Below are 20,781 nucleotides of genomic sequence, written 5' to 3' on the forward strand. Positions count from 1 at the left end.
GGAGGCGAAGAGTATCATGATCTCTATTTTGTTACCAGTTGATCTTTCTGTCTGTGATCGTCTTTGATGAAATAGTTACTTACGCCAGAGTGTTCCTAAACAGCGAAGAAGGAGCGTGATACAGGACTTACCATCCGCGCACTCTGTTATTAAAACCATTTCTACAACCGTTTAGTGTGCTGATTTTAGGTTTAGAGTCCCGATTTGGCTTGCGTGAGTGACTCTGGTTAAAAATAGGGGTTAATAATGATAAGACGGAAAAAAGGGGAAGCTTTCACTTCCCCAGGCGTGCGACTGACTCACACTTAATCTTCGAATTATCCTTGAGACTCTAGGAAATTTATCCAAGGGCTAACGGTTGACCTGAATTTTGGCGATTGAGCAGCGCCTTTCATCGCCTGCAAGGCCTTTTGTGGCTGCTTAAGCTCGAAATAGGCCATCCCGCGAATGTATTCAAGTTCTGCCTTTTGCTCTTTAGAGGCACTGGATGCCGCGCTTTCTACAAAACGAGTTGCTTCAGAATATTGCTTGTCTTGTATCATTAAGCGAGCAATCTGAATTTGCGTTTTAGCAGAAGGAGCGAGGTTATATGACTTTTTATAAGCGAGAATTGATTTATCTAGCTCTTTAGCTTGCTGCCAGAAACTGGCTAGGCGGTCATAGTTTTCCTTCGTCTTTTCAATGTTTCCAGCTGCCATTTCCTTTTCAAGAGTTTTGGCTGCTTTATATGGAATACCTTGGTAAGCCAAGAAGTTTACAAAGCGTAAATATTCCTTCTCTCCTTCTAGTTTCCCCATTTTGTAAACCATTTCTAGGGTGGCTAGAGAGTTGCGCTCTTGACCTAGCTCCATGTAGACACCAGAAAGTTGCATCCAGTAACGCTTTTTCTGAGGGTACTTTGAAGTCAGAGTTTTGAGTACACTGGCAACGCTTTTCAGCTGGCCTAACTCGTAGTGAGATGCAACGAGAATTAAGTACCAAGACTCACTTGGGCTCTTGCTCATCGCGATGGCTTTTTTGGTTGGCGGGATTGCATTTTTGTAATCTTCCAACTGAACATAAGCGCTCGCTAACGTGATATAAGCATGAGCTTGAGGCTTCTCTTTGGTTGTTTCTGCAACCTTGAACCATTCCTTCATCGTTTTTACAGACAACGTATACTTTTCTTCAGCTAGGTAAAGCTGAGCCAAGCTGTAGCGAACTTGTTGAGCAACAGGAACGGGAAGTGCGTCGAGCTGTAATGCTTCGGCAAAGTATTTTGCTGCTTGCACATAATTGTCTTGTAGCGAATACAAAAAGCCAGTCTGCTGAAGTAAAACTGCTCGGTCGTATTTTTTCGAACTTGTGCTTTCTAAAGCGCTTGCTAGTTTTTCTTTCGCTGCTGAATATTTTTCAGTTGCGATCAACTCTTGCACTTTGTTAACGGTTCGAAATGTCCGATCTGATAACTGAGGAGCTTCTTTTGCCATCGTAGGAGCGGCCATTGCCACTCCTGCGAAGAGAATTAAAGAAGCCACTTTGCTTTTCCATAAACTTTTCATCGTGACTCCTTAATTGGTTGAGAACTCTATTTCTTGCGATAGGCGCGAGCTAACAGGTTTCCCGTCAACCAATTTTGGTTTAAATGTCCATTTAGAGACTGTTTTTCTTGCCGCTCGACCGAGGCCTAAGCGTCGTGGTTGCTCTTTAAGAACTTTGATGTCCTCTACGGCACCACGTGCGTTGACGGTAAACTCTAATAAGACGACCCCTTTTTCTATTCCTGCTTTCGCAGCCTTCCTAGGCATTTGAGGTTGGAATGTCGCTAGAGGTGTTGGACCTCCGCTACCCGCGAGTTGCGCACCTCCACCCTGGCTATAATGTCCAAGCACCGAACCACCTGTAACATTTACGGGTAGGTCAAGCTTTGGCATATCCATTGGTGTCTGCTCCATCACCGGTTTTACTGTCGCTGTCACTTTCATTTCTGGCGGCGGCGGCGGACGCTTAGGCGGTGGTGGCTTTGGAAGTTCGCGTTTTTTCTCCTGTATTTTTTCGTCTGGTTTAATGCGAATAAACTCGACCATACGCAGGTCATCATTCGACACTAACTCGTGGCGCTCTTTGTTTACTAGCTTGTCCATCCCCCAGAACAACCCGAGGGAGACAATGAGCGCCAGTGCAATTGAGGCCAGATACCGCATAAGCTTAATCCTTATTGGTTGCGGCAATGGAGATGCTTTCTACACCTGCCATTTTGATCTGGTCCATAACCTTCACGACTACGCCAGCATTTGCTTCAGTGTCGGCTTGGATAACAACTGCGCCATCAGGGCTTTCTGCACGAAGACGTTCAATATTCGCGCGAACTGCGTCCACTTCGATGCGGCGTTTATCAACCCAAACATCACCCGCCGCACCAACTGCGACCATGATGTTACCTTTTTTCACGGTTTGCGCAGAGCTTGCCGTAGGGCGGTTTACTTCTAGACCAGCTTCTTTGACGAACGATGTTGTTACGATAAAGAAGATCAACATGATGAATACGATGTCGAGCATCGGTGTCATATCGATAGCGGTTTCATCACTGCTATCACTGCTATAGCGTCTTTTCATGACCTATACCTCTAATTCCATTTACTCAGGCAATATGCTTTAGCTTATCTTCCAGCTTTTGCGTTGTGACTTTGGCTAAATGATCAAGACGTGAACTAAAGAACAGTCCTGATAGAGAAGCCACCATCCCGGCTAAAGTTGGGATTGTTGCCTTTGAGATCCCCGAGGCCATTGCTCGAGGGCTTCCTGTTCCTGTTACCGCTAAGATGTCGAATACTTGGATCATGCCAACAACGGTGCCGAGCAAACCCAGTAGGGGACAAAGCGCAATCAATACTTTCACGATTGGCAGGCCCTTTTTATTCTCAATGTCCTGACGAGAAACAATTTCTTGTCGGATCATCTTAGCGTTCCAGCTCTGGTGCTCTGATCGCCCCTGCCATGAGCCAACGGCTTTTTTCATGGCTTTTGGAGCGACGGCAGCAAAATAGAACCAACGTTCTAACAATACTGCCCAAAGCATAAAGCTGAGGATGAAGATGGCGACGAGTACATCGCCACCCATTCCCAAGAAGCGCCTAATTGATTCAAGTTCTCCAACTAACCACCACATAACGCCTCCTTAGCTTTCGGCTTTATGTAGTTTTTCCTGATAGCGAGCGATGAAGCCTGCACTCTGTTCTTCAAGAGTTTGAACCAAACGACGACCTTTACTGTGTACGATGGTGTACAGGAACAGTAGAGGAATTGCGACAACTAGACCAAGCATCGTAGTAACAAGTGCTTCAGAGATACCGCCAGCCATTAGCTTAGGATCACCTGTACCAAATAGTGTGATTGCTTGGAACGTACCGATCATACCCATAACCGTACCCAGTAGACCTAGAAGTGGTGCTACAGAAGCGAACAGTTTGATTGAGCTGATAAAGCGTTCAATGCTCGGTGCGTTACGTAGGATGATTTCGTCCAGTTTCGCTTCAAGATCTTCAAGGTTGTCACCTTTGTGCTCTTGGTAAGCCTGGATAACTTCACCCAGAGGGTTACCAGGAATCACGGTTTCTGATTTCGCTTGCTTACGCATTTTACCGCCAATCACTTGAAGGCGTAGGAAGCAAACTAGAGCAATGATAGCGCCAACTGCACCCATACCAAGGATGACGTAACCTACAATGCCACCTTGATCAATACGTTCTTGAACGGTAGGGCTTTGTACAAGTAGAGACAGAATTACACCACGGGATGGGTCAATAAACAGTGGCTCATAGCTGTTTGACGCTGACTCAAAGCCCGCAACATGACGTGTAATATTGGTGCGAGGCTGTCGAGAGAGTTCTTCGAACTTACCTGTTTGAGGTACATAAGTAACGTACTTACCATCGGCAATCGCGTTAAATTCACCGACAAGAGTAACATCGCGAACCGCTTCTTTACCTTCGCCATAAACAACCGTTGCTTGGGTTGTTGCTGTCTCGCCTGAGGCAACCACTTGTTGAAGAATGGTATGCCAGAATGCTTCTAGCTCTTGTGTTGATGGCAGTTCTTTGCTTTCAGCCAGTTTCGTTAGTAGAGCGTCACGCTCTGGGAACTGAACAGCGTTTTGAGAAGCAGCAAATAAGCCCTTAAACTCGCCCGCATATTGGCGGACCACACCAAACATTTCGCCCAAAGTACCAGAGCGAACACGTAAGGTTTCTGTTAGTTCAGTCAGCTGCTTATCGTTTTCATCAAATGTCGCTTTAAGTTGATCGCCCAGTGCTTGCTGTGAAGCTAGCTCTTCACGAGCCTGTTGCAATAATGCCGCTTGCTTATCTCGGTTGTTCTTGAACTCAGCTTCACGGGCTTTGTTCTCTTTTGACTCAACGATGCTTTCTGATTTTACGTTTTTGAGTAGTTCAGATAGGTTTTTAGGCGTTTCTGCTTGTACGCCTGAAACCATAAATAAGCTCGCTAGTAGACCAGCGGCTAGAGTTTTGAATCCTTTCATCTCTTATTCCTCCCCAGCATATACAGGCAATTTGATTAGCGCTGGTGGCGCTTGCTTCTTCGCGATACGAAGGCCTTGCTGTACCGCTATGCGGTAGCTTTCCGGTAATGTTTCCCATTGACGTGTTTGTTGGTTCCACATACCTGTCTCACCACCGTCTGGAGATTGGAATAAAAGCGCCGTGCGACCAATACGTAGGAAGTCGTAAGTCACGGTTTCCCCATTTCTATCTAGGCTAGCTTTGTAAGATTCAATTGAGCGAGAGAAGCCTTCTTCAATTTGGTAGGCTTCCATCACTTTACGGAATTTCTCAGAAGTCGTTACGTCGGCGCGATCCATGAGACGACGCAGTTCTTGGACACGTTTATTACGTTCTTTTTTCTGGAAAGGCAGATCGAGAGTCACAAACTCATCGAGTGCATCGATCATTTTAAGTGTTAGTGGCACTACTTCTGTTGCCGTTTGATCGATCTGAGCTATTTGGTTATTTAATGAGTCCAATTCACCTTGCTGTGATTGAACCATACGATTAATTTGCTCGTTGTAGACTTTCATGCTGTCGATTTGACGTAGCAAGCCTTTGTATTCTGCCAACATGCCTTCAGTACTTTCGGCATAATTGTCGATTTTTTGTTGCGAAGCTTCTGAAGATTGATTTGCTTTTGCTTGTGTGGAAACGACAGCACCAGAGTTGGCCGCTATAGAGCTACTACTGATAGTAAGCAATGCTGCAGCTATGGCACTGAGACCAAATTCCTTGAATTTCATGGTTGCATCCTTGTCAGTGTTTTAGTCAGTCGAAAAGGGCGCGGAAAACCCGCGCCAAATATTTTTTAGAAGTCGTATGATGCCTCGACGTATAGCTGACGTCCGATTGGATCGTCATACCCAGTTGCATAGAATGGAGAGGTATCGCTTAGAGGATCTGCAGGCGGTACTTTGTCAAACATGTTGATAGCACCAAGAGTTACACGACCACTCTCGTTGAATTGGTAAGAAGCCGTTAGGTTCCACGTTGTCATACTAGCGATTTCTGCTTTGTAACCCGCTTTTTTAGCAGAATCACAGTCATCAAAGTAGTAACGGTTTGCGTAGCTTGAACACATACGGTCGCGGTATTTACCAAATAGGTTGATAGCGACATCTTCATATGCCCAGCCAAGATTTAACGTTGCGGTGTATTCAGGCATGAAATCTCTTTCATCCGTTACAGGTTCGCTGTCGTTTTCTTGATATTCAGCAATCAAGATCTTCGTTACAGCAACACGCGTGTTAAATGAACCGAACTCATTAGTGTCGTATGCGTATTTGATCGCTAGGTCAATACCAGAACGCTCTTCATACGACTGGTTCACTGGACCATAGGATACCGACTTGATGGTGCCATCTGGGTTACGAACGACTTCAGTACCTGGGTATTTACCTGGATCGTTAATTACATCTTGGTAAGTTGGTGCAGTTACGACGTCTTCCATTTTGATGTGGTACCAGTCAACGGTTACACCAAGATCATCCACAGGCTCCCACGCTAGGCCCAAGTTAATGTTTGTACTTGTTTCTTCTTTCAGCTCTGAGTTAGGGCCATTAAGCGTATCGAAGTACTGAGTATCACACTCTGGGTACTTATCTTTATCTTGTGGGCCGCTACCACCAGCATTGGTACAAAGCTCTGGGTCAAAGCCAGAACCAAAGCCTCGAGTTTGATCACCAAATAGTCGCTTCAAGTCTGGAGCTCGGAAGCCTAGACCGTAGCTACCACGTAGCAATAGGGTGTCAGTAGGACGGTATGCTAGGGCTACTTTAGGAGTGAATGCGCCACCAGTTGCCGAGTCGTCGAAGTAGTGGTCGTAACGACCAGCGACAGTCATTTCTAAATCTTCAATGATGGGAATAAGAGCTTCAACACCAAGACCAATCTGATCACGGTCACCGCCGCCTGATGTTCCACCTAGGCCAGAGAAACCACCAGCTGCTGTTGTAGCATCAATCGTCTCATTGTAGTCAGTACGGTTCCATTCACCATAGACAGCAAAGCCAGACATACCTGCAGGAAGTTCAACCAAATCACCAGCCAGTGAGCCGTTAACAGAGTAAAGCTTTGAGTAAGCTTCTTTGCTTGAAGTGCCGCTGTATTTGTCTACAACGTCTTGAGAGATAGGCCCTAGAAGATCGACATCACCATTTTGTACAGCTTGGTCGAGAGTTAGGAAGATTGCTGGGTTGCTTGTTTCAACGCTTTGCTCAGAGTAACCAGCGGATAGGTCCCAATCATACGTATCAGCAAGCAGGCCGTTCAAGCCTAAGGTTAAGCCAAAAGAATCGGCTTCAGTGTTACTTTCGCGTGGTCCAAATTCGACCATACGGCGAGTGTATTCGCCTTCGCCGCGGAAGTGAGTGGCATCAACTTCTACGCTGTAAGGGTTAGGTTCGAATTCAGATTCTGTAGACTTGTAGCCAAAACGGGCTTCTGCCATGGCAGTGACATTGTCGTTAATGTCCATTTCACCACGTAAAAGTAGGTCTACTTGTTTGTTTTCTGGTTTTAATGTTCGGTACGCAGAGCGGTTAACACCACACTTTCCATCCGCTCGTTCAATCGCGGCATCACCAACGACTTCTTTACATGAAGAACCAGCATCAGCTGGTGTTAGGAGTGTTCCGTTGGCGCCTTCAAAGTTTGCACCGTAGCTAGAGTAGCCACTTAGCTGAGAACGGCTAGAACCGTCATCGCCAGCCCAATCATCTCGGTCAGATTGCTTTAGCATTTCGTTGCCCGCAAATTGGCCAACGAAGAGAATACGTTTGTCGTCAAAGTTTTTGCCAGCTACAACGTCTAAACGACCATTTTGGTAACCACCATCCGTCGCGTCACCCGCGCGTACTTTTACAGAAACGCCATCAAAGTCTTTCTTTAAAATGAAGTTTACGACACCACCGATTGCGTCGGAGCCGTAGATAGCAGAACCTGAGTCGGTCATTACTTCAACACGCTCAATGGCGGCGACAGGGATTTGGCCGATATCTTGGAAGTTAGATGTACCATTTTGTGCTAGCGGGTATTGAGGAAGACGACGGCCATCAATAAGAATCAATGTGCGCGACGCGCCAAGGCCACGTAAGTTGACTGACTGCGCTGCTGGTGTAAACGAGAAAGAGTCTGTTTGAGCCATTACACCACCTGTGTTTTGGGTCAAACTGTTCAATACGTCTTGCGCGCTGTTAAAGCCTTTAGACTCAATGTCTTTACTATTAATAACAGTAACTGGTGAAGGACCTTCCATATCCGTCGTGGAGATACGCGAACCAGTAACTTTCATCTTTTGAAGTTTTTCAACTTGCTGCTCTTCTGCCAGTGCTGTTGCTGGGGCTGCAACTGCTGCTGTCCCCAAAGCAAGGCTTATCGCAACAGATAAAGCGGTTGTGTTTTTATACATCCTTGTTGCTCCGATTATTATTATTTCCTATGTCTGGCCGCATAGCGGCCAAATGTGACGTTAATATTTCGTTAACGTTCGGCCAATGTATAACCGAGATGAAAAAAGGAAGTCAAACCAGTGGTAAACGGGGATGCTTAAATGTAAAAAAGATGTAAATAACCAGGCTTCATTTAAAAGGCGGAATAAAAAACCGAATAATGTTTATGAATCGATATTAAATTTCAATAAAACACCGTATTTTGTGTTTCTTATAAACTTTAATGACTTATCTTGCCTATGGTTTTTTAGTGGGTAATTGAATCTGGAAAAAGATATTTTTCCAGTGAATTGTTCTGAGATGAGTTTTATATCGAATCCATACTTTGTTAGCTCGAACTTATTAGGTGGTATCAAAATATGATACCCATTGCGGTTAAAGGGCTCACTCGTATTTTTAGGTCAAATATAACCTTGGATTATGTGTCTATTTATGTGTGTAGGGTGCATTTTTATGTAGGGTTTTGGCTCTAAACAGCCTAGATTGATATTCTGTATGAATTATTTTTGTGGTTTTTTATAATTTTTTACAAAAACATTTCTGTTTTTCGACATCGAAGGAAGTTTGTCATGTTTTGGTTTCAAACACTTGAAGCTGATGTGGATTCAAGATAAATATGACGCTGAAATTATTGCAGTAGTAGAAAAGTCTAGCTCTTGAGGCGCAGGGAGTGTGCTTCAACAGTTTTAGTTACTACGAGATAAATATGCACCATTTTGGGCGGAAAATATCCTCTTTCACTCCGTTTGAACTGGACAGTAGACAAGGAGCAAGTTGTATATGCTGTCGTACTTTTTACGCCGTTTGGCGTTGGTTATCCCAACGTTTCTCGGGATAACTATTCTCATCTTTGCTATCACTCGTTTCGTGCCTGGCGGACCTGTTGAACGCATGTTGTCACAAATGCAGTCCCAGGGGGACGGCGCCGCATCAATGACGTCTGCGGGTGGTAATACGGCCCTTTCTGACGATCAAATCGCGGAGCTGAATGCGTTTTATGGCCTGGATAAACCTGTAACGGAAGCGTACGTCGAGTGGTTAAGTCGTTTGGTAATGCTAGATCTTGGCGAGTCGACGCGTTACTACGAGCCTGTCTCGGACATGATCGCAGAGCGTTTGCCAGTGTCGTTGTTTTATGGCGGCATGACCTTCTTTATTAGTTATTTTATCTCGATTCCTCTTGGTTACTATAAGGCGCTCAAGCACGGTTCTGTGTTTGATTCCGCTTCTTCAGTACTCATTTTCGTAGGCTACGCGCTACCAGGTTATGTGGTGGGTGTATTGCTGATCACGTTATTTAGTTATCACTTGGAATGGTTTCCGATGGGAGGCTTTGTCGGCGATGACTTCGACGATTACGAAACCTTCTTTGAACGCGCTAAAGACATTATGTGGCATGCGGTGTTGCCTTTGATCTGTTACCTCATTGGTGATTTTGCCACGCTGACGATGACAATGAAAAATAACCTGATGGAAAACCTTTCCTCAGATTACATCCGCACCGCAATTGCGAAAGGATTACCTTTCAAAAAAGCAGTTCGTAAGCACGCGTTGCGTAACAGCTTAATTCCAATCGCGAGTCACTTTGGTAACTCTTTGTTGTTCTTCATGACCGGTGCCTTCCTGATTGAAGTTATCTTCAATATTGATGGCATTGGCTTATTGGGTTACGAATCAATCATGGAGCGTGATTACCCTGTTGTTATGGGTATTGTCGCCATTAATGCGTTGTTACTGCTCATTGGTAACATCATTTCAGATATTTGTGTTGCTTTAGTCGACCCACGTGTGAAGTTTGGAGCGTAACATGATTAAAGTTAGTCCATTAACTCAAAAGAAAATTCGTCACTTTAAAGAGATCAAACGAGGCTATTGGTCGTTTGTTGCTCTTTCTATCATGTTGATCCTTTCTCTATTCGCCGAACTTTTGATTAACAGTAAAGCGCTAGTCGTCAAGTTCGATGGTAGCTACTATTTTCCTGTTGTCAGTGACGTACGTTTAGGTAGCGAATTCGGCCAAGAGTCATCCAGCGAAGCGGATTATCGCGTACTGCAAAAAGCGTTTGAGGCCGAAGGGGGCGACAACTTTGTTATTTTGCCGCTTGTGCCATGGAACCCATATGAACAAGATTTTAGTGGTGATTTCCCGCCAACAGCACCTAGCGCCGAAAATAAGCATTATTTAGGTACAGATGTGATAGGTCGCGATATTTTGGCGCGACTTGTCTACGGATTCAGAACGGCGATGGGATTTGCGTTGCTTACGATGGCCATCTCCTACGCGATCGGTACTGCAGTCGGTTGTGCTATGGGCTTTTGGGGCGGTAAATTTGACTTGTTTGTACAGCGACTTATCGAAATCTGGTCAATGGTCCCGTTTTTGTACGTCATTATGATTCTTGTCTCAATCGTTCAACCGACGTTCGCTCTCTTTGTCGCTATTAACGTGCTTTTCACTTGGATGGGGATGACTTGGTACATGCGGACCATGACCTATAAAGAAGCGGCACGAGAATATGTAATGGCGGCTCGTGCTTTAGGGGCATCGACCGGACGTATCTTGTTTAATCACATCTTGCCAAATACGATGGTGATGATTGTAACCCTAGCGCCTTTCACTATTGCAGCTAACATCACAGCACTGACTGCTCTCGATTACCTAGGCTTAGGCTTGATGCCACCAACGCCAAGTTGGGGTGAACTACTGCAACAAGGTAAGTCAAACTTAGATTCGCCATGGATTGTTGCGTCAGTAGTGACTTCTATTGTTCTGGTTCTGGTAATGGTGACCTTTATTGGTGAAGCCATTCGAGCGGCTTTCGACCCGAAAAAATTCACACGCTATGTTTAAGCGAGCATTGTGAGCAAAACATAAAAAAGGGAAGTTTTATGAAGAAATTATTTTTAGCGTCCACGCTGAGCGCCCTGAGTTTTGGTGCAATGTCAGCAACGCTTCCGACCGACTTAGACTGGCAAACAAACTGGGATGAGCCTCAATATGGTTCGCCAGAAGCGAAACGTGGAGGGACTTATCGCACCTTTATGTCAAGTTTCCCGCAGACGTTACGTAGTGTTGGCCCAGATGCTAATGCAGGGCTACGTTCTTTTATCTTAGATGAAACACCAGGCTTGGTGGTCCGCCACCCAGATACTTTAGAGTTCATCCCTGAGCTTGCTAACGAGTGGGCGTTAGCAGGTGACAACAAAACGGTCTATTTTAAACTCAACCCTGAAGCCAAATGGTCGGACGGCAAACCTGTGACTGCCGACGATTTCGTTTTCATGCTGAAATTTTATCGTTCCAAAGACATCTTGGAACCTTGGTACAACGATTACTACAACAAAACGATTGCGGATGTTATCAAGTACGACACTCATACGTTTGCTGTTAAGGCGGCGAAAGAGTTCAATCCGGAAGAATTGCTGTTACGAATGGGGGCGCTGCGCCCACGTCCCGCACATTTTTATGCTAATCCTTCAAAAGATGAAAATGGTGACGGTATACATGACAACTTTGTCCGCTACTACAATTTTAAAAGTGAACCAACGACCAGTGCATACTACCTAGATGACATTAAAAAAGGTAAAAGTGTTACCTTCAAACATGTCGGTGAAGACTGGTGGGGTTACAGCAATAAGTATTATCAACATCGTTATAATGTCGACAAAATCCGCATCACAGTGATTCGCGACAGTGATATCGCGATGAAGCACTTTGAGAAAGGGAAGCTGGACGCATTTGGTCTTGTTTTACCAAGCTTATGGCATGATAAATCGAATACGGAACCTTACCAAAAGGGATACATTCAAAAGTTCTGGGGTTACAACCAATTCCCAGTTGGGGCTGGTGGTGTATGGATGAACACCGCGATGCCTTTGCTGGATGATTTAAACATTCGCAAGGGCATTACTTACGCGATTGACTTTGATGGCATGATAGAGAATGTCATGCGTGGCGACTACTCCCGTAAACCGAACCCGACCGGTTATGGTCATGGTAAATACACCCTACCAGATGCTAAGGCACCGAAGTTTGATCCCGCAAAAGCGGCTGAGGCATTCGAAGCCGCAGGCTTTAACAAAATTGGTTCTGATGGTATTCGTGTTAATGATAAAGGTGAGCGCTTAAGCTTCGAGCTGACCTACGGAACACCTGTTCATACTCCTCGTATTGCCTTTTTGCGTGAGCAAGCCAAGCTAGCAGGGCTGGATATTGAGCTCAAGTTAGTTGATGGCTCATCCATGTTCAAATACGTACGTGAGAAAAAGCACGATTTGGCTTTCTTAGATATGGGTACGTCTGAGATCCCAACGTATTGGGAGTATTTCCATTCAGTCAATGCGAACAAGCCGCAAACTAACTCTTTCACAAACTACAGCACGCCTGAACTGGATGAAAAGATCATCGAGTATCGTTTTGGCATGGATATGGATAAAAAGATTCAGCTAGGTCATGAGATTCAGCGTGACATCATTGATGCTCACGTTATCGTCCCAGGCTACATGGTTCCTTATGTCCGCTATGGTCACTGGCGCTGGTTAAAGTTTCCAGATAAGCCAATGAATCGCATGACAGAGGCGCTGTTCAGTGGTTCAATCATAGGCGATGGCACTTACTGGATTGATAGTGATATCAAAAAAGAAACGAAACAAGCGATGAAGTCAGGCAAAGCTTTTGAACCTGTTGTTGTCGTAGATGACACTTATAAGCTGTAAGGATTGGTTATGGAAAACGATGTAATCCTAAGTGTTAAAGATCTCGAAGTTGAATTTACCACCGATGATGGGCCAGTGAAGGTTCTGCATGGTGTGAACTTTGATGTGCGAGCTGGACGTACACTCGGTCTGGTGGGAGAGTCAGGTAGTGGTAAGAGCGTAACCTCAATGTCGATCATGGGGCTATTACCTAAGCCATATGGCAACATCATTAAAGGTGAAGTGAATTATCGCGGCACCAACCTAGTTGATTTGCCTGCGGAAGAGATGTACGCCATGCGTGGCGATCGCATTTCGATCATCTTCCAAGACCCAATGACGGCGCTCAACCCAGTGCACACCATTGGTCGTCAAATATGTGAAGTGCTTGAGCTCCATCGACCTGAGCTCGACAAAAAGGAGCGGGAGGCGTACTCGATTGAAATGCTGGCAAAAGTAAAAATTCCAATGCCAGAGAAGCGATTGAATGAGTATCCCCATAATCTATCTGGTGGTATGCGCCAGCGTGTCATGATCGCGATGGCATTGGCCTGTAAGCCGGATATTCTGATTTGTGATGAACCGACTACAGCGTTGGATGTTACGGTTCAGGCGTCTATCCTTGAACTGATGAACGAGCTTCAGGAAGAAACGGGCATGGCGATGATCTTCATCACTCACGATCTCGGGGTTGTGGCAGAAGTGTGTGATGATGTTGCCGTGATGTATGGCGGGCGTATTGTCGAAAAAGCAGAAATTTTTGAGTTGTTTGATAACCCACAGCACCCATATACAGAGCGTTTGATGGGGTTGATGCCGAGCTTAGATAATGAGCCAAAGCAGATGATCGATATCAAGCCTATTGATGCCAGTATGTTTGCCAGTTAACTGAGCAAAGTGAACCAGTCATAAAAGAGGATGTTATGGCAAAAGAAGTATTAAGAATTGAAAATCTTAAGCAGCACTTTGTTTCTGGTAAAGGGCTGTTCAAGAAAGGCTACACCATCAAAGCGGTAGACGGAGTTTCACTGTCTGTTTCTGAAGGTGAAACACTGGGGCTAGTTGGTGAGTCAGGTTGTGGTAAAAGCACCCTTGGTCGCACGATCTTAAAGTTATACGAGCCAACAGAAGGTAAGATTTTCTTTGAAGGTAAAGACATCACTAAATTGTCTGTTAAAGAGATGCGCTCGCTGCGTAAAGACATGCAAATCGTCTTTCAAGACCCAATGGAGTCACTCAATCAGCGTCATACCATCGGTATGATTCTGGAAGAACCGTTTGTTATTCATAAAATTGGCACGCCAACAGAGCGTAAACAGTGGGTAAAAGAACTTTTAATCAAAGTGGGATTACCAGAAACGGCAGTAAACCGTTATCCACATGAATTTTCAGGCGGACAACGGCAGCGTATCGGTATCGCTCGCGCGATTGCATTGAAGCCTAAACTGCTGATTTGTGATGAATCGGTATCTGCGTTAGATGTGTCGGTACAGGCGCAAATCTTGAACCTATTGCTACAACTGCAACAAGAAATGAACTTGGCGATCATATTTATCTCTCACGATCTCTCGGTGGTGAAACATGTTTCTGACAAAGTTGCCGTGATGTATTTTGGCAAAGTGGTAGAAGCAGGCAGCGCTAAAGAAATTTATGCAAACCCGCAAAACGAATACACCAAAAAACTCCTATCTGCGATTCCGATCACTCACCCTAAATATCGGAAGAAAAAGCGCGTAGCTGAAAAAAAGCAGCAAGTGGCGTAAGTGATGCCACAGGTCCTATAACACAAAAACGCTCCGCCAAATAAGCGGAGTGTTTTTATGAGTAAATACCAGAACTTGGAGTCGATTCGCACTGATGTTTATTCTGATTGATTGAAGATCGTTGCATGCTAAACTCAAGGCCTATTTTCTTTGTTTGGATAATGGACCATGCCGTCGAATTTACCGAAATCCTTTAGTCGACCTTTCCTGAAAATCTTCCATATTTTGGAGGCGGTGTTATTAGTCTCTATTACCTTGGCGACGTTGTACGCCATGATGCAAGAGTTTGTGCACGTATTTGTAGAGAAGCGTGTCTTACTCACGGATATTCTGTTGATGTTTATCTATCTGGAAGTGCTCGCCATGGTGCAGCAATTCGTGATGAACGGTAAAATTCCGGTACGCTATCCTATCTACATCGCGATGATGGCCATCGCCCGCTACATCACACTCGGAATGAAAGAGCTGGATGCAGTTTTGGTTGTGTGGTTATCTCTGGCTGCGTTTATTTTGGCTGCGGCTACTTTGCTGATCAGAATTGGGCACCATTATTGGCCCTACGTTGATAACAGTACCTTAGAAAAAGACGAATAAAAGAAAACCCCGTATTAGCGGGGCTTTTTTGTTTCAATACTCGATGACTTTTAGATCATTCAATGTTTTGGATCTGCTCGTGGAGTGATATTTGTATTCTTATAAAAATCAATTCCTTATGATGTTTTTCGGTTGGGCAATATGCTTCCACTTACCAGTTTACTCACCACTTGGCTGAAACATGATTTCTTACTCACACCCTAGAGTTGCCTTATATTAGTTACTACGAATTATACCATGAGACAAAAATTTTTCTTAAGAACAGCCAAACATTGTTTAAAACTTAGCAGATTGTGAGTTTTTTCGGTTCTAAATTTCTGCACAATGCTGGGGTTTTTGAGCTTTTCCAGACAGCAGGGAACCTCTGAGCGTGTATACCTCTCCGAGCCGTTATAAGAGTCAGTTCTAACTATCGTCAAGCAGACTTCATCGGCCTTATCGGTATACGTCAGACTAAAGTGCAACTCTGGAAAATCTTTTTCTATCTCTTTAACTGACGATTGTATGTCCATGAATTCGTAATCCAAGAAATACTCATATATTTCTACATTACGAAGGGGAGAAAGGTTTTGGAAAGCATGAGGATTAAAATGTTCAAGAAATCGAGCTATCACTACCCGATGCTTTCCAGTATTAATGAAGTACTCATCCCCGATTTTTTTTAGAGATAGGCCTGATTTTTCGATATCGGAAAGATAGTAATCAGGATTTCTCTCAAGTTCTTGAAGATTTCGATTGATCCTTTTTAAGTAGCGGCCATCAAGACAATCTCCCCATTTCATATCTCCATACATTTGGTCAATACCGATGATTTTTTCTAAGGGTACATCCTCAATAATCTTTTGGTAGTTAGGGAACAGTGTGATCCCCTTACTTTTTAAATAATCTGAGTAGTTAAGGATGACATCATTGGTGAATGGGGCCGGGGTTTTCTCATTTAGTTCTTGGAGATTTGTTCTTAAACTATTAACCATATGTCATCCGGATTGTTACATGATGAAAGCTATGCTTTATATATAACAGTAACTACTTTTGCATCCAAGCTAGAATGTCTGACAGCAGCCAGACTGTGCTGCCGCCAACTCTTTTCCTTTTGGGTACTTGACCCGCTTTTTCTAGTCTCCACCAGGTTGTTCTGCTGATCGATGTTATGCGCTCTCGTTCGCTCTCTTTTACAAAGCGTTCAGATTCGCGGTAGGCACAGAGAAGCGCTCCGCGCTTATCTATAGGTGGAGGAGAGTATCTATTGGCTTGCTTCATCGAAACCTCCTTTATTATTACGCAACAGCCACTGGTCAATTTTTGAACGTTCAAAGTAGACTCTTTTACCCAAAGGTTTAGAGAATGGGATCTTTTCTTTATGTGTCAATTTGTAGAGGTAGGACTTTGAAAGCCCGGTATATAATGAGCACTCTGAAATGGTCATAATCTCTTTTGTCTGATTAGTCAGAGATTTGATACTAGCTAATAACTCAGCGATTTGTTTCTCAGTCATTTTTTTACCTTCTCTTACTTTATTTGTTGTTATTATCCCATTTCTCCTTTCCGGTGATGTCCTCTGGAATTGCCCATCATGGACAAATAGAGCGTTTTTTTGAAAATGAATATCAACTGGGTTGTTTCATATGGACAATTGATACATCAAACTTTCACATGTGAAAGTTATTAGCTAGTCTTGTCTCTGGTCGCACCACAACTTTAACCTTGCGTTCAGATGATGCGTAAAACAGGTACCAGCCTCCAAAATTGGTGGTTTGCTCGTCCATAACATCTCCCGTTTCTGTATCAATGAGAGCAACTCTAATCCCATCACGATCCAGTTGTCCCTCAATTTCACGAATTTCAGTTAACGGTAAACGTAGCCGATTTATTCCTCCTCTTATCAACCTTGTTGATTCCACTACCTTGTGACGAGGAGACAAGCCGAAACTATCACCTACTTGAATTGTGTAACGTTTATAGGGGGTGAGTGAGTCCACAATAGCTGGTGTTACAACTTCTCTTCCCGCCACTGTTGCAGTTATGCCTTCAACGTCAGGTTCAGATGGTTCACAGACCCCATTAAAATTTAAATCTTTGCAGGCTGAGAGCTCTAACTGTGCTTGGTTACGTTGAGGGGTTTTTGAGAATCCGGAGCGGCCAAAGCTACCACTGATGGATATTCCAATGTTGTTATCACCAGTTGGTGAATGATTGAACGATGCTGACACAGTCGCGGCTTTCCAGTTCCAAAGATCGACGCGTAGGCTTTGTTGCTGGCTTTCCCACCCATGACCATACTTGTTAGCAGTGAAGCGATAAGTGAGCCGTCCCAGGTTGAACCGTTTAGATAGCTCTCCATTGAAACGCTCCACATCCCCAAGGCTATCAATATCGTTGTGTTCATACTCATAAGATGCCTGAAGCTGCCAGCCATCCTTTATATTCGCGAGCATTCGTCCGCCAAAGGTATCTGATCTAACTCCATTGTTTAAACTTCGAGAGTAGTATGGAGATAGAGAAAGGGAAGAGCTCAGAGTATCAATACGAGTACTGTGATATGTTCGAAGAGTTGCATCTTCGGTTTGATAGCCATTGTGCTTTCGAGAAGAATACTGAACGGTTGGCTGGAACAGAGAGCGAGATGAAATGCTAAAAGAGCGTAGTTTATAGTTATCCAAATCACTAAAACGGCCAAAAATAGACAAATTGTCACTTTGCCAGGATCCATTCATAGCGTATCCACTATTACCATACCAGGCGGGTTCAAATGAAAAATCATCTTGTGCGTATAAAGCGGAAAAATAATGTCTTTCCTGTTCATCCTGACCAACGAAAAGCGACAATTCGTTAGTCACTCCGTAGGCTAAGTGTCCAATTAGTTTGCTTTCATTTGAGATTGGAGACTTGCCTATAGCTGCCTGGTAGTTTAAACCTCCTACTGGCGCAAGTCGTCCCGAAATGGCTCTTTCTACTGTTTTGGTGTCCGTTGTGCCATCGGGCAATACAGCGTCAAACTTATATAGATTAGTGTTGTAATCCAGCTCGATTTTGTAAGAGAACGGCTCACTATCCAGAACCAGAGATTCTAGATAGGTTCCGTCACGGTATACATCTACCCTTGTTCCAATAGGCCAGTACAACTCTATCTGGTCACTAGAAAATGAACCTGTAGCCAAATAGTTTTCGTTTGTTACGGCAAAACCATCTAATCCATATCGCTGCACTCGTCCCAGCTCAACGTCTTTTATATAGCGATTCTCTTCGCTATGCCATTGTGATGAGAAATATGACTCTTGTCCTCCTATCCCCGCTCTAACATCAACATCGAGATCTGCGACTCGGCCTGTTCCCGTGATACTACCCGCAATATCACCTTTGTTTTGATAGGTGAGAAAGTAGTCAAAGGATTTTACATCCAGATTGGATACATTTGGTTCAATTGTAACCTCTGGTGTGATCGTTTGGGGCTTGGCTGTGTTATTACGTGGGTAAAAGTAGATGGTTTGCTCTGACCAAACAATTTTGACATGACCAAGGTTATTTAGCCTTTCCAAGGGTAGTTGCTCTTTTGCGTTTACACCAGCGGCTTGCCATAGAGCTGGTTCAGCAATGGTGCTATCTGCTTCACGAGAAACAAGATATTCCCCCTTGTTTTGTCCGTTCACGACAAGCTGCATCAAGTAGTCATCCGCACGTGTTGGTGAGGCTGTAAGTGTGAAAGCTGCGGCCAAGACTGTGGGCACAAAAACTTTCACATGTGAAAGTTTTTTCTTCATCATCGAGACTCCTCCCTGACCGGGAGTCTGAGCGTGATTCTTGAGTGAACGCCTTGTTTTTCTTCGCTTTGTACGGCATATGAGAATGCCATCTTCGCGTCTGGTTTTAATGCTTTTCCATTACTCTCACGTGCTTTTACTACTTGCCGCTCTCCTGGAAGAAGTTGGAAACTACGGGGGAATACTTGCACTCCATCCGGGGGGGTAATTCTCACGACTATTGGTGAATTTAAGGTATTTGCAACGGGGATTTCAGCAACCGCCTTGTGAACGATGTCCACTTCGTGGATCTTGAGTTGGAAGGCTGATGCTGGTCTAGATAGAGATAGAAGCGCTACCATTGCTACCATCAAACCTGAATTAATAAGGGACTTCATCGGAACCTCTGTGAATTGGCAATGGTCAGGGCCAACGTTTTGCTGGCCCTGACACTCTGGAATTATTGGTAGTCGACGGCGATATCGACGGTTCCAGAAAAGATCCCTTCTTCCCATGCGCTGAGCTGCATGAATCCAGATGAGGCTGTGGCGGGTTGACGATACGACCAGGCGATGTAAAGCTCGCCAGAGGATGAAGTGGTTGTTGTTAAAGGTGCAGCGTTTAAACCGACTCCTGTTGATGTTTGCGCGATCGCATCCGAGCAATCCACATTTGAGGTACGAAGATCGATTTTAGGTGTGCCACTAAAGCTAAGAGTTGCTCCCCCCGGCGCTGTTGGGTTGGATAGGTTAGTTATGGAAATTCCAACCGATTTGTTCATGTCTCCCGACACTTTTAGGCAGCCAGGTTGTACGGTGTCCTCCGGATTTTTCGCAAGGTAAGTCGCCCAACTTTTTAGAGAGAAACCTCCAGTTGGGGCGGCTCCGGGCAAGCGCTCCAACGTCATCGTGTACGGTTGAACTTCGACCACCGATAAAGATGGCGGGGTTGCTGAGATTTCAGCAGTTCCGGTTCCAATACCAGCAAAGGCTGGTGATAGTGAAAAGGAAAGGATAAGTGAAGCTGTAATAGACTTAAATTTCATTTTTATCTCCATTTATATATGCCATTTTTGATTTCATGGAGATTTTGCAGCTTATTAAGATGAAAATAGGCACGCCAAACTGCCCGATTTAGACAAGTTTTGTGGTTTGTTTTCTAGAAATATCTATTGCTTTGTTTCGTCGGTACAAAGCAAATAAATTAATATTTCAGTAGTTGACTTTTAAAATGTGTGAGTATATATTTTTATTTGGTAGCTAGCCTTTGAATAGCATTTCATTCCAAGCTGAAGTGGCAATATTTCAGTTTTTCACATCTTAGCTTGTATATATTTTTGTATGTACAAGACATCAGGATCGCAATGGTGCCTTCCTGTTCATTGTTTTATTTTCTTTAAGCATTTGAACAGGAGGTTACAGCCATGCAATTTAGTCTACTATTAAAACAGCTGAGTTTTTTGCCCGAGCGCCACCATCTTAAACGATGGGCGCTTGGATATTATCTTGTTAAAATTGGATTTTGCAATTCAATCGTTCAAGCAGAAACAAGCTTGAGCTATAAACAAGTGAGAAGAATTAGAGCTGATTTAAAAATTAAAGCGCATCGTCGTTCAAACTACGGGCAGGATATTACTTCTGGTTCTGATTTAATTCAGTATTCAGCTGCCTTGACTATATATTGTGAGCTTCGTCAGAAATCAAACCATCTTGAGTCAGTTATAGATGCTTATAATATTTATTTTAAAAATAAAAAAGATATTGATATCTCTGGTTTTTATACTGCTTGTGAAGAAGCATATGGTGAAAAATTATTTGTTGAATGTGTCCACTGCAATGTTGAAATATTCACAGGCGAAGGGTTGAGAGATAAATTGGTTATTCATAGGTGCCCAGCTTGTAAAAAAACAAAGTGGAAAGGCCCAAGTTTTTCTCATAAAACTGGACATATATCACGATCATTTGAAAAAGGTCAACAACAATCACTATTCTAAGTTTTG

Annotated in this window: 20 protein-coding genes; 7 read left to right on the plus strand and 13 right to left on the minus strand. The window is 44.0% G+C overall.

Annotated features, from left to right (window positions below; all coding sequences use genetic code 11):
* Positions 1-317: 317 nt before the first annotated feature.
* From R7P74_RS12845 to R7P74_RS12875, 7 genes are all read right to left on the minus strand, one after another.
* Positions 318-1,541: a tetratricopeptide repeat protein gene (locus tag R7P74_RS12845; protein ID WP_005379348.1), complete on the minus strand. Its 1,224-nt coding sequence runs from the start codon at positions 1,539-1,541 to the stop codon at positions 318-320.
* Between the two features lie 9 nt (positions 1,542-1,550).
* A complete protein-coding gene (locus tag R7P74_RS12850) occupies positions 1,551-2,183 on the minus strand; it encodes an energy transducer TonB (protein ID WP_005379353.1) in 633 nt (210 codons plus the stop codon).
* A 4-nt stretch (positions 2,184-2,187) separates the two neighbouring features.
* The gene (locus R7P74_RS12855) at positions 2,188-2,595 is read right to left on the minus strand and encodes an ExbD/TolR family protein (RefSeq protein ID WP_005379359.1); all 408 of its coding nucleotides are present in this window, start codon (positions 2,593-2,595) and stop codon (positions 2,188-2,190) included.
* A 25-nt stretch (positions 2,596-2,620) separates the two neighbouring features.
* Positions 2,621-3,148 (minus strand): MotA/TolQ/ExbB proton channel family protein, encoded by a 528-nt coding sequence (locus R7P74_RS12860; protein WP_005379363.1) that lies wholly within the window; start codon positions 3,146-3,148, stop codon positions 2,621-2,623.
* Positions 3,149-3,157: 9 nt separating this feature from the next.
* The gene (locus tag R7P74_RS12865) at positions 3,158-4,519 is read right to left on the minus strand and encodes a MotA/TolQ/ExbB proton channel family protein (RefSeq protein ID WP_005384750.1); all 1,362 of its coding nucleotides are present in this window, start codon (positions 4,517-4,519) and stop codon (positions 3,158-3,160) included.
* 3 nt (positions 4,520-4,522) lie between these two features.
* Positions 4,523-5,287: a DUF3450 domain-containing protein gene (locus tag R7P74_RS12870; protein WP_005379365.1), complete on the minus strand. Its 765-nt coding sequence runs from the start codon at positions 5,285-5,287 to the stop codon at positions 4,523-4,525.
* Positions 5,288-5,352: 65 nt separating this feature from the next.
* Positions 5,353-7,953, minus strand: coding sequence for a TonB-dependent receptor plug domain-containing protein (locus R7P74_RS12875; protein ID WP_213893906.1), 2,601 nt, complete (start codon positions 7,951-7,953; stop codon positions 5,353-5,355).
* An 820-nt stretch (positions 7,954-8,773) separates the two neighbouring features.
* Between R7P74_RS12875 and R7P74_RS12880 the strand changes: the two genes are divergently transcribed.
* The 6 genes from R7P74_RS12880 to R7P74_RS12905 all read left to right on the plus strand — a co-directional run bounded on the left by R7P74_RS12880 (position 8,774) and on the right by R7P74_RS12905 (position 15,045).
* Positions 8,774-9,799: an ABC transporter permease subunit gene (locus R7P74_RS12880; RefSeq protein ID WP_005384771.1), complete on the plus strand. Its 1,026-nt coding sequence runs from the start codon at positions 8,774-8,776 to the stop codon at positions 9,797-9,799.
* A gap of 1 nt (position 9,800) precedes the next feature.
* Positions 9,801-10,844: an ABC transporter permease gene (locus R7P74_RS12885; RefSeq protein ID WP_225473521.1), complete on the plus strand. Its 1,044-nt coding sequence runs from the start codon at positions 9,801-9,803 to the stop codon at positions 10,842-10,844.
* A gap of 38 nt (positions 10,845-10,882) precedes the next feature.
* A complete protein-coding gene (locus tag R7P74_RS12890) occupies positions 10,883-12,709 on the plus strand; it encodes an extracellular solute-binding protein (protein ID WP_225473522.1) in 1,827 nt (608 codons plus the stop codon).
* A gap of 9 nt (positions 12,710-12,718) precedes the next feature.
* The gene (locus tag R7P74_RS12895) at positions 12,719-13,576 is read left to right on the plus strand and encodes an ABC transporter ATP-binding protein (RefSeq protein ID WP_005379371.1); all 858 of its coding nucleotides are present in this window, start codon (positions 12,719-12,721) and stop codon (positions 13,574-13,576) included.
* A 35-nt stretch (positions 13,577-13,611) separates the two neighbouring features.
* Positions 13,612-14,451 (plus strand): ABC transporter ATP-binding protein, encoded by an 840-nt coding sequence (locus R7P74_RS12900; RefSeq protein WP_005379372.1) that lies wholly within the window; start codon positions 13,612-13,614, stop codon positions 14,449-14,451.
* Between the two features lie 168 nt (positions 14,452-14,619).
* Positions 14,620-15,045, plus strand: a complete 426-nt coding sequence (locus R7P74_RS12905; RefSeq protein WP_025768316.1) for a phosphate-starvation-inducible protein PsiE — start codon at positions 14,620-14,622, stop codon at positions 15,043-15,045.
* 230 nt (positions 15,046-15,275) lie between these two features.
* Here the strand turns inward: R7P74_RS12905 and R7P74_RS12910 are convergent, their stop codons facing one another.
* From R7P74_RS12910 to R7P74_RS12935, 6 genes are all read right to left on the minus strand, one after another.
* Complete coding sequence (locus R7P74_RS12910) at positions 15,276-16,019, minus strand: hypothetical protein (RefSeq protein WP_318122887.1); 744 nt, start codon at positions 16,017-16,019, stop codon at positions 15,276-15,278.
* Positions 16,020-16,071: 52 nt separating this feature from the next.
* Positions 16,072-16,305 carry a helix-turn-helix transcriptional regulator gene (locus R7P74_RS12915; RefSeq protein WP_140071257.1) on the minus strand — a complete coding sequence of 78 codons (234 nt, stop codon included), beginning with the start codon at positions 16,303-16,305 and terminating at the stop codon, positions 16,072-16,074.
* Positions 16,289-16,540, minus strand: coding sequence for a helix-turn-helix transcriptional regulator (locus tag R7P74_RS12920; protein WP_318122888.1), 252 nt, complete (start codon positions 16,538-16,540; stop codon positions 16,289-16,291). The genes R7P74_RS12915 and R7P74_RS12920 overlap by 17 nt, the downstream gene beginning before the upstream one ends.
* Before the next feature lie 154 nt (positions 16,541-16,694).
* Positions 16,695-18,806 (minus strand): hypothetical protein, encoded by a 2,112-nt coding sequence (locus R7P74_RS12925; protein ID WP_318122889.1) that lies wholly within the window; start codon positions 18,804-18,806, stop codon positions 16,695-16,697.
* Entirely contained in the window at positions 18,803-19,180 is a 378-nt protein-coding gene (locus R7P74_RS12930) for a hypothetical protein (RefSeq protein WP_025550518.1), read from the minus strand. The genes R7P74_RS12925 and R7P74_RS12930 overlap by 4 nt, the downstream gene beginning before the upstream one ends.
* A gap of 62 nt (positions 19,181-19,242) precedes the next feature.
* Entirely contained in the window at positions 19,243-19,827 is a 585-nt protein-coding gene (locus R7P74_RS12935) for a hypothetical protein (protein ID WP_318122890.1), read from the minus strand.
* A gap of 378 nt (positions 19,828-20,205) precedes the next feature.
* On the opposite strand from R7P74_RS12935, the gene R7P74_RS12940 reads away from it, so the two are divergent.
* Positions 20,206-20,775: a hypothetical protein gene (locus R7P74_RS12940; protein ID WP_318122891.1), complete on the plus strand. Its 570-nt coding sequence runs from the start codon at positions 20,206-20,208 to the stop codon at positions 20,773-20,775.
* The last annotated feature ends 6 nt before the right edge of the window (positions 20,776-20,781 follow it).

This window comes from Vibrio sp. 2033 (assembly GCF_033339735.1).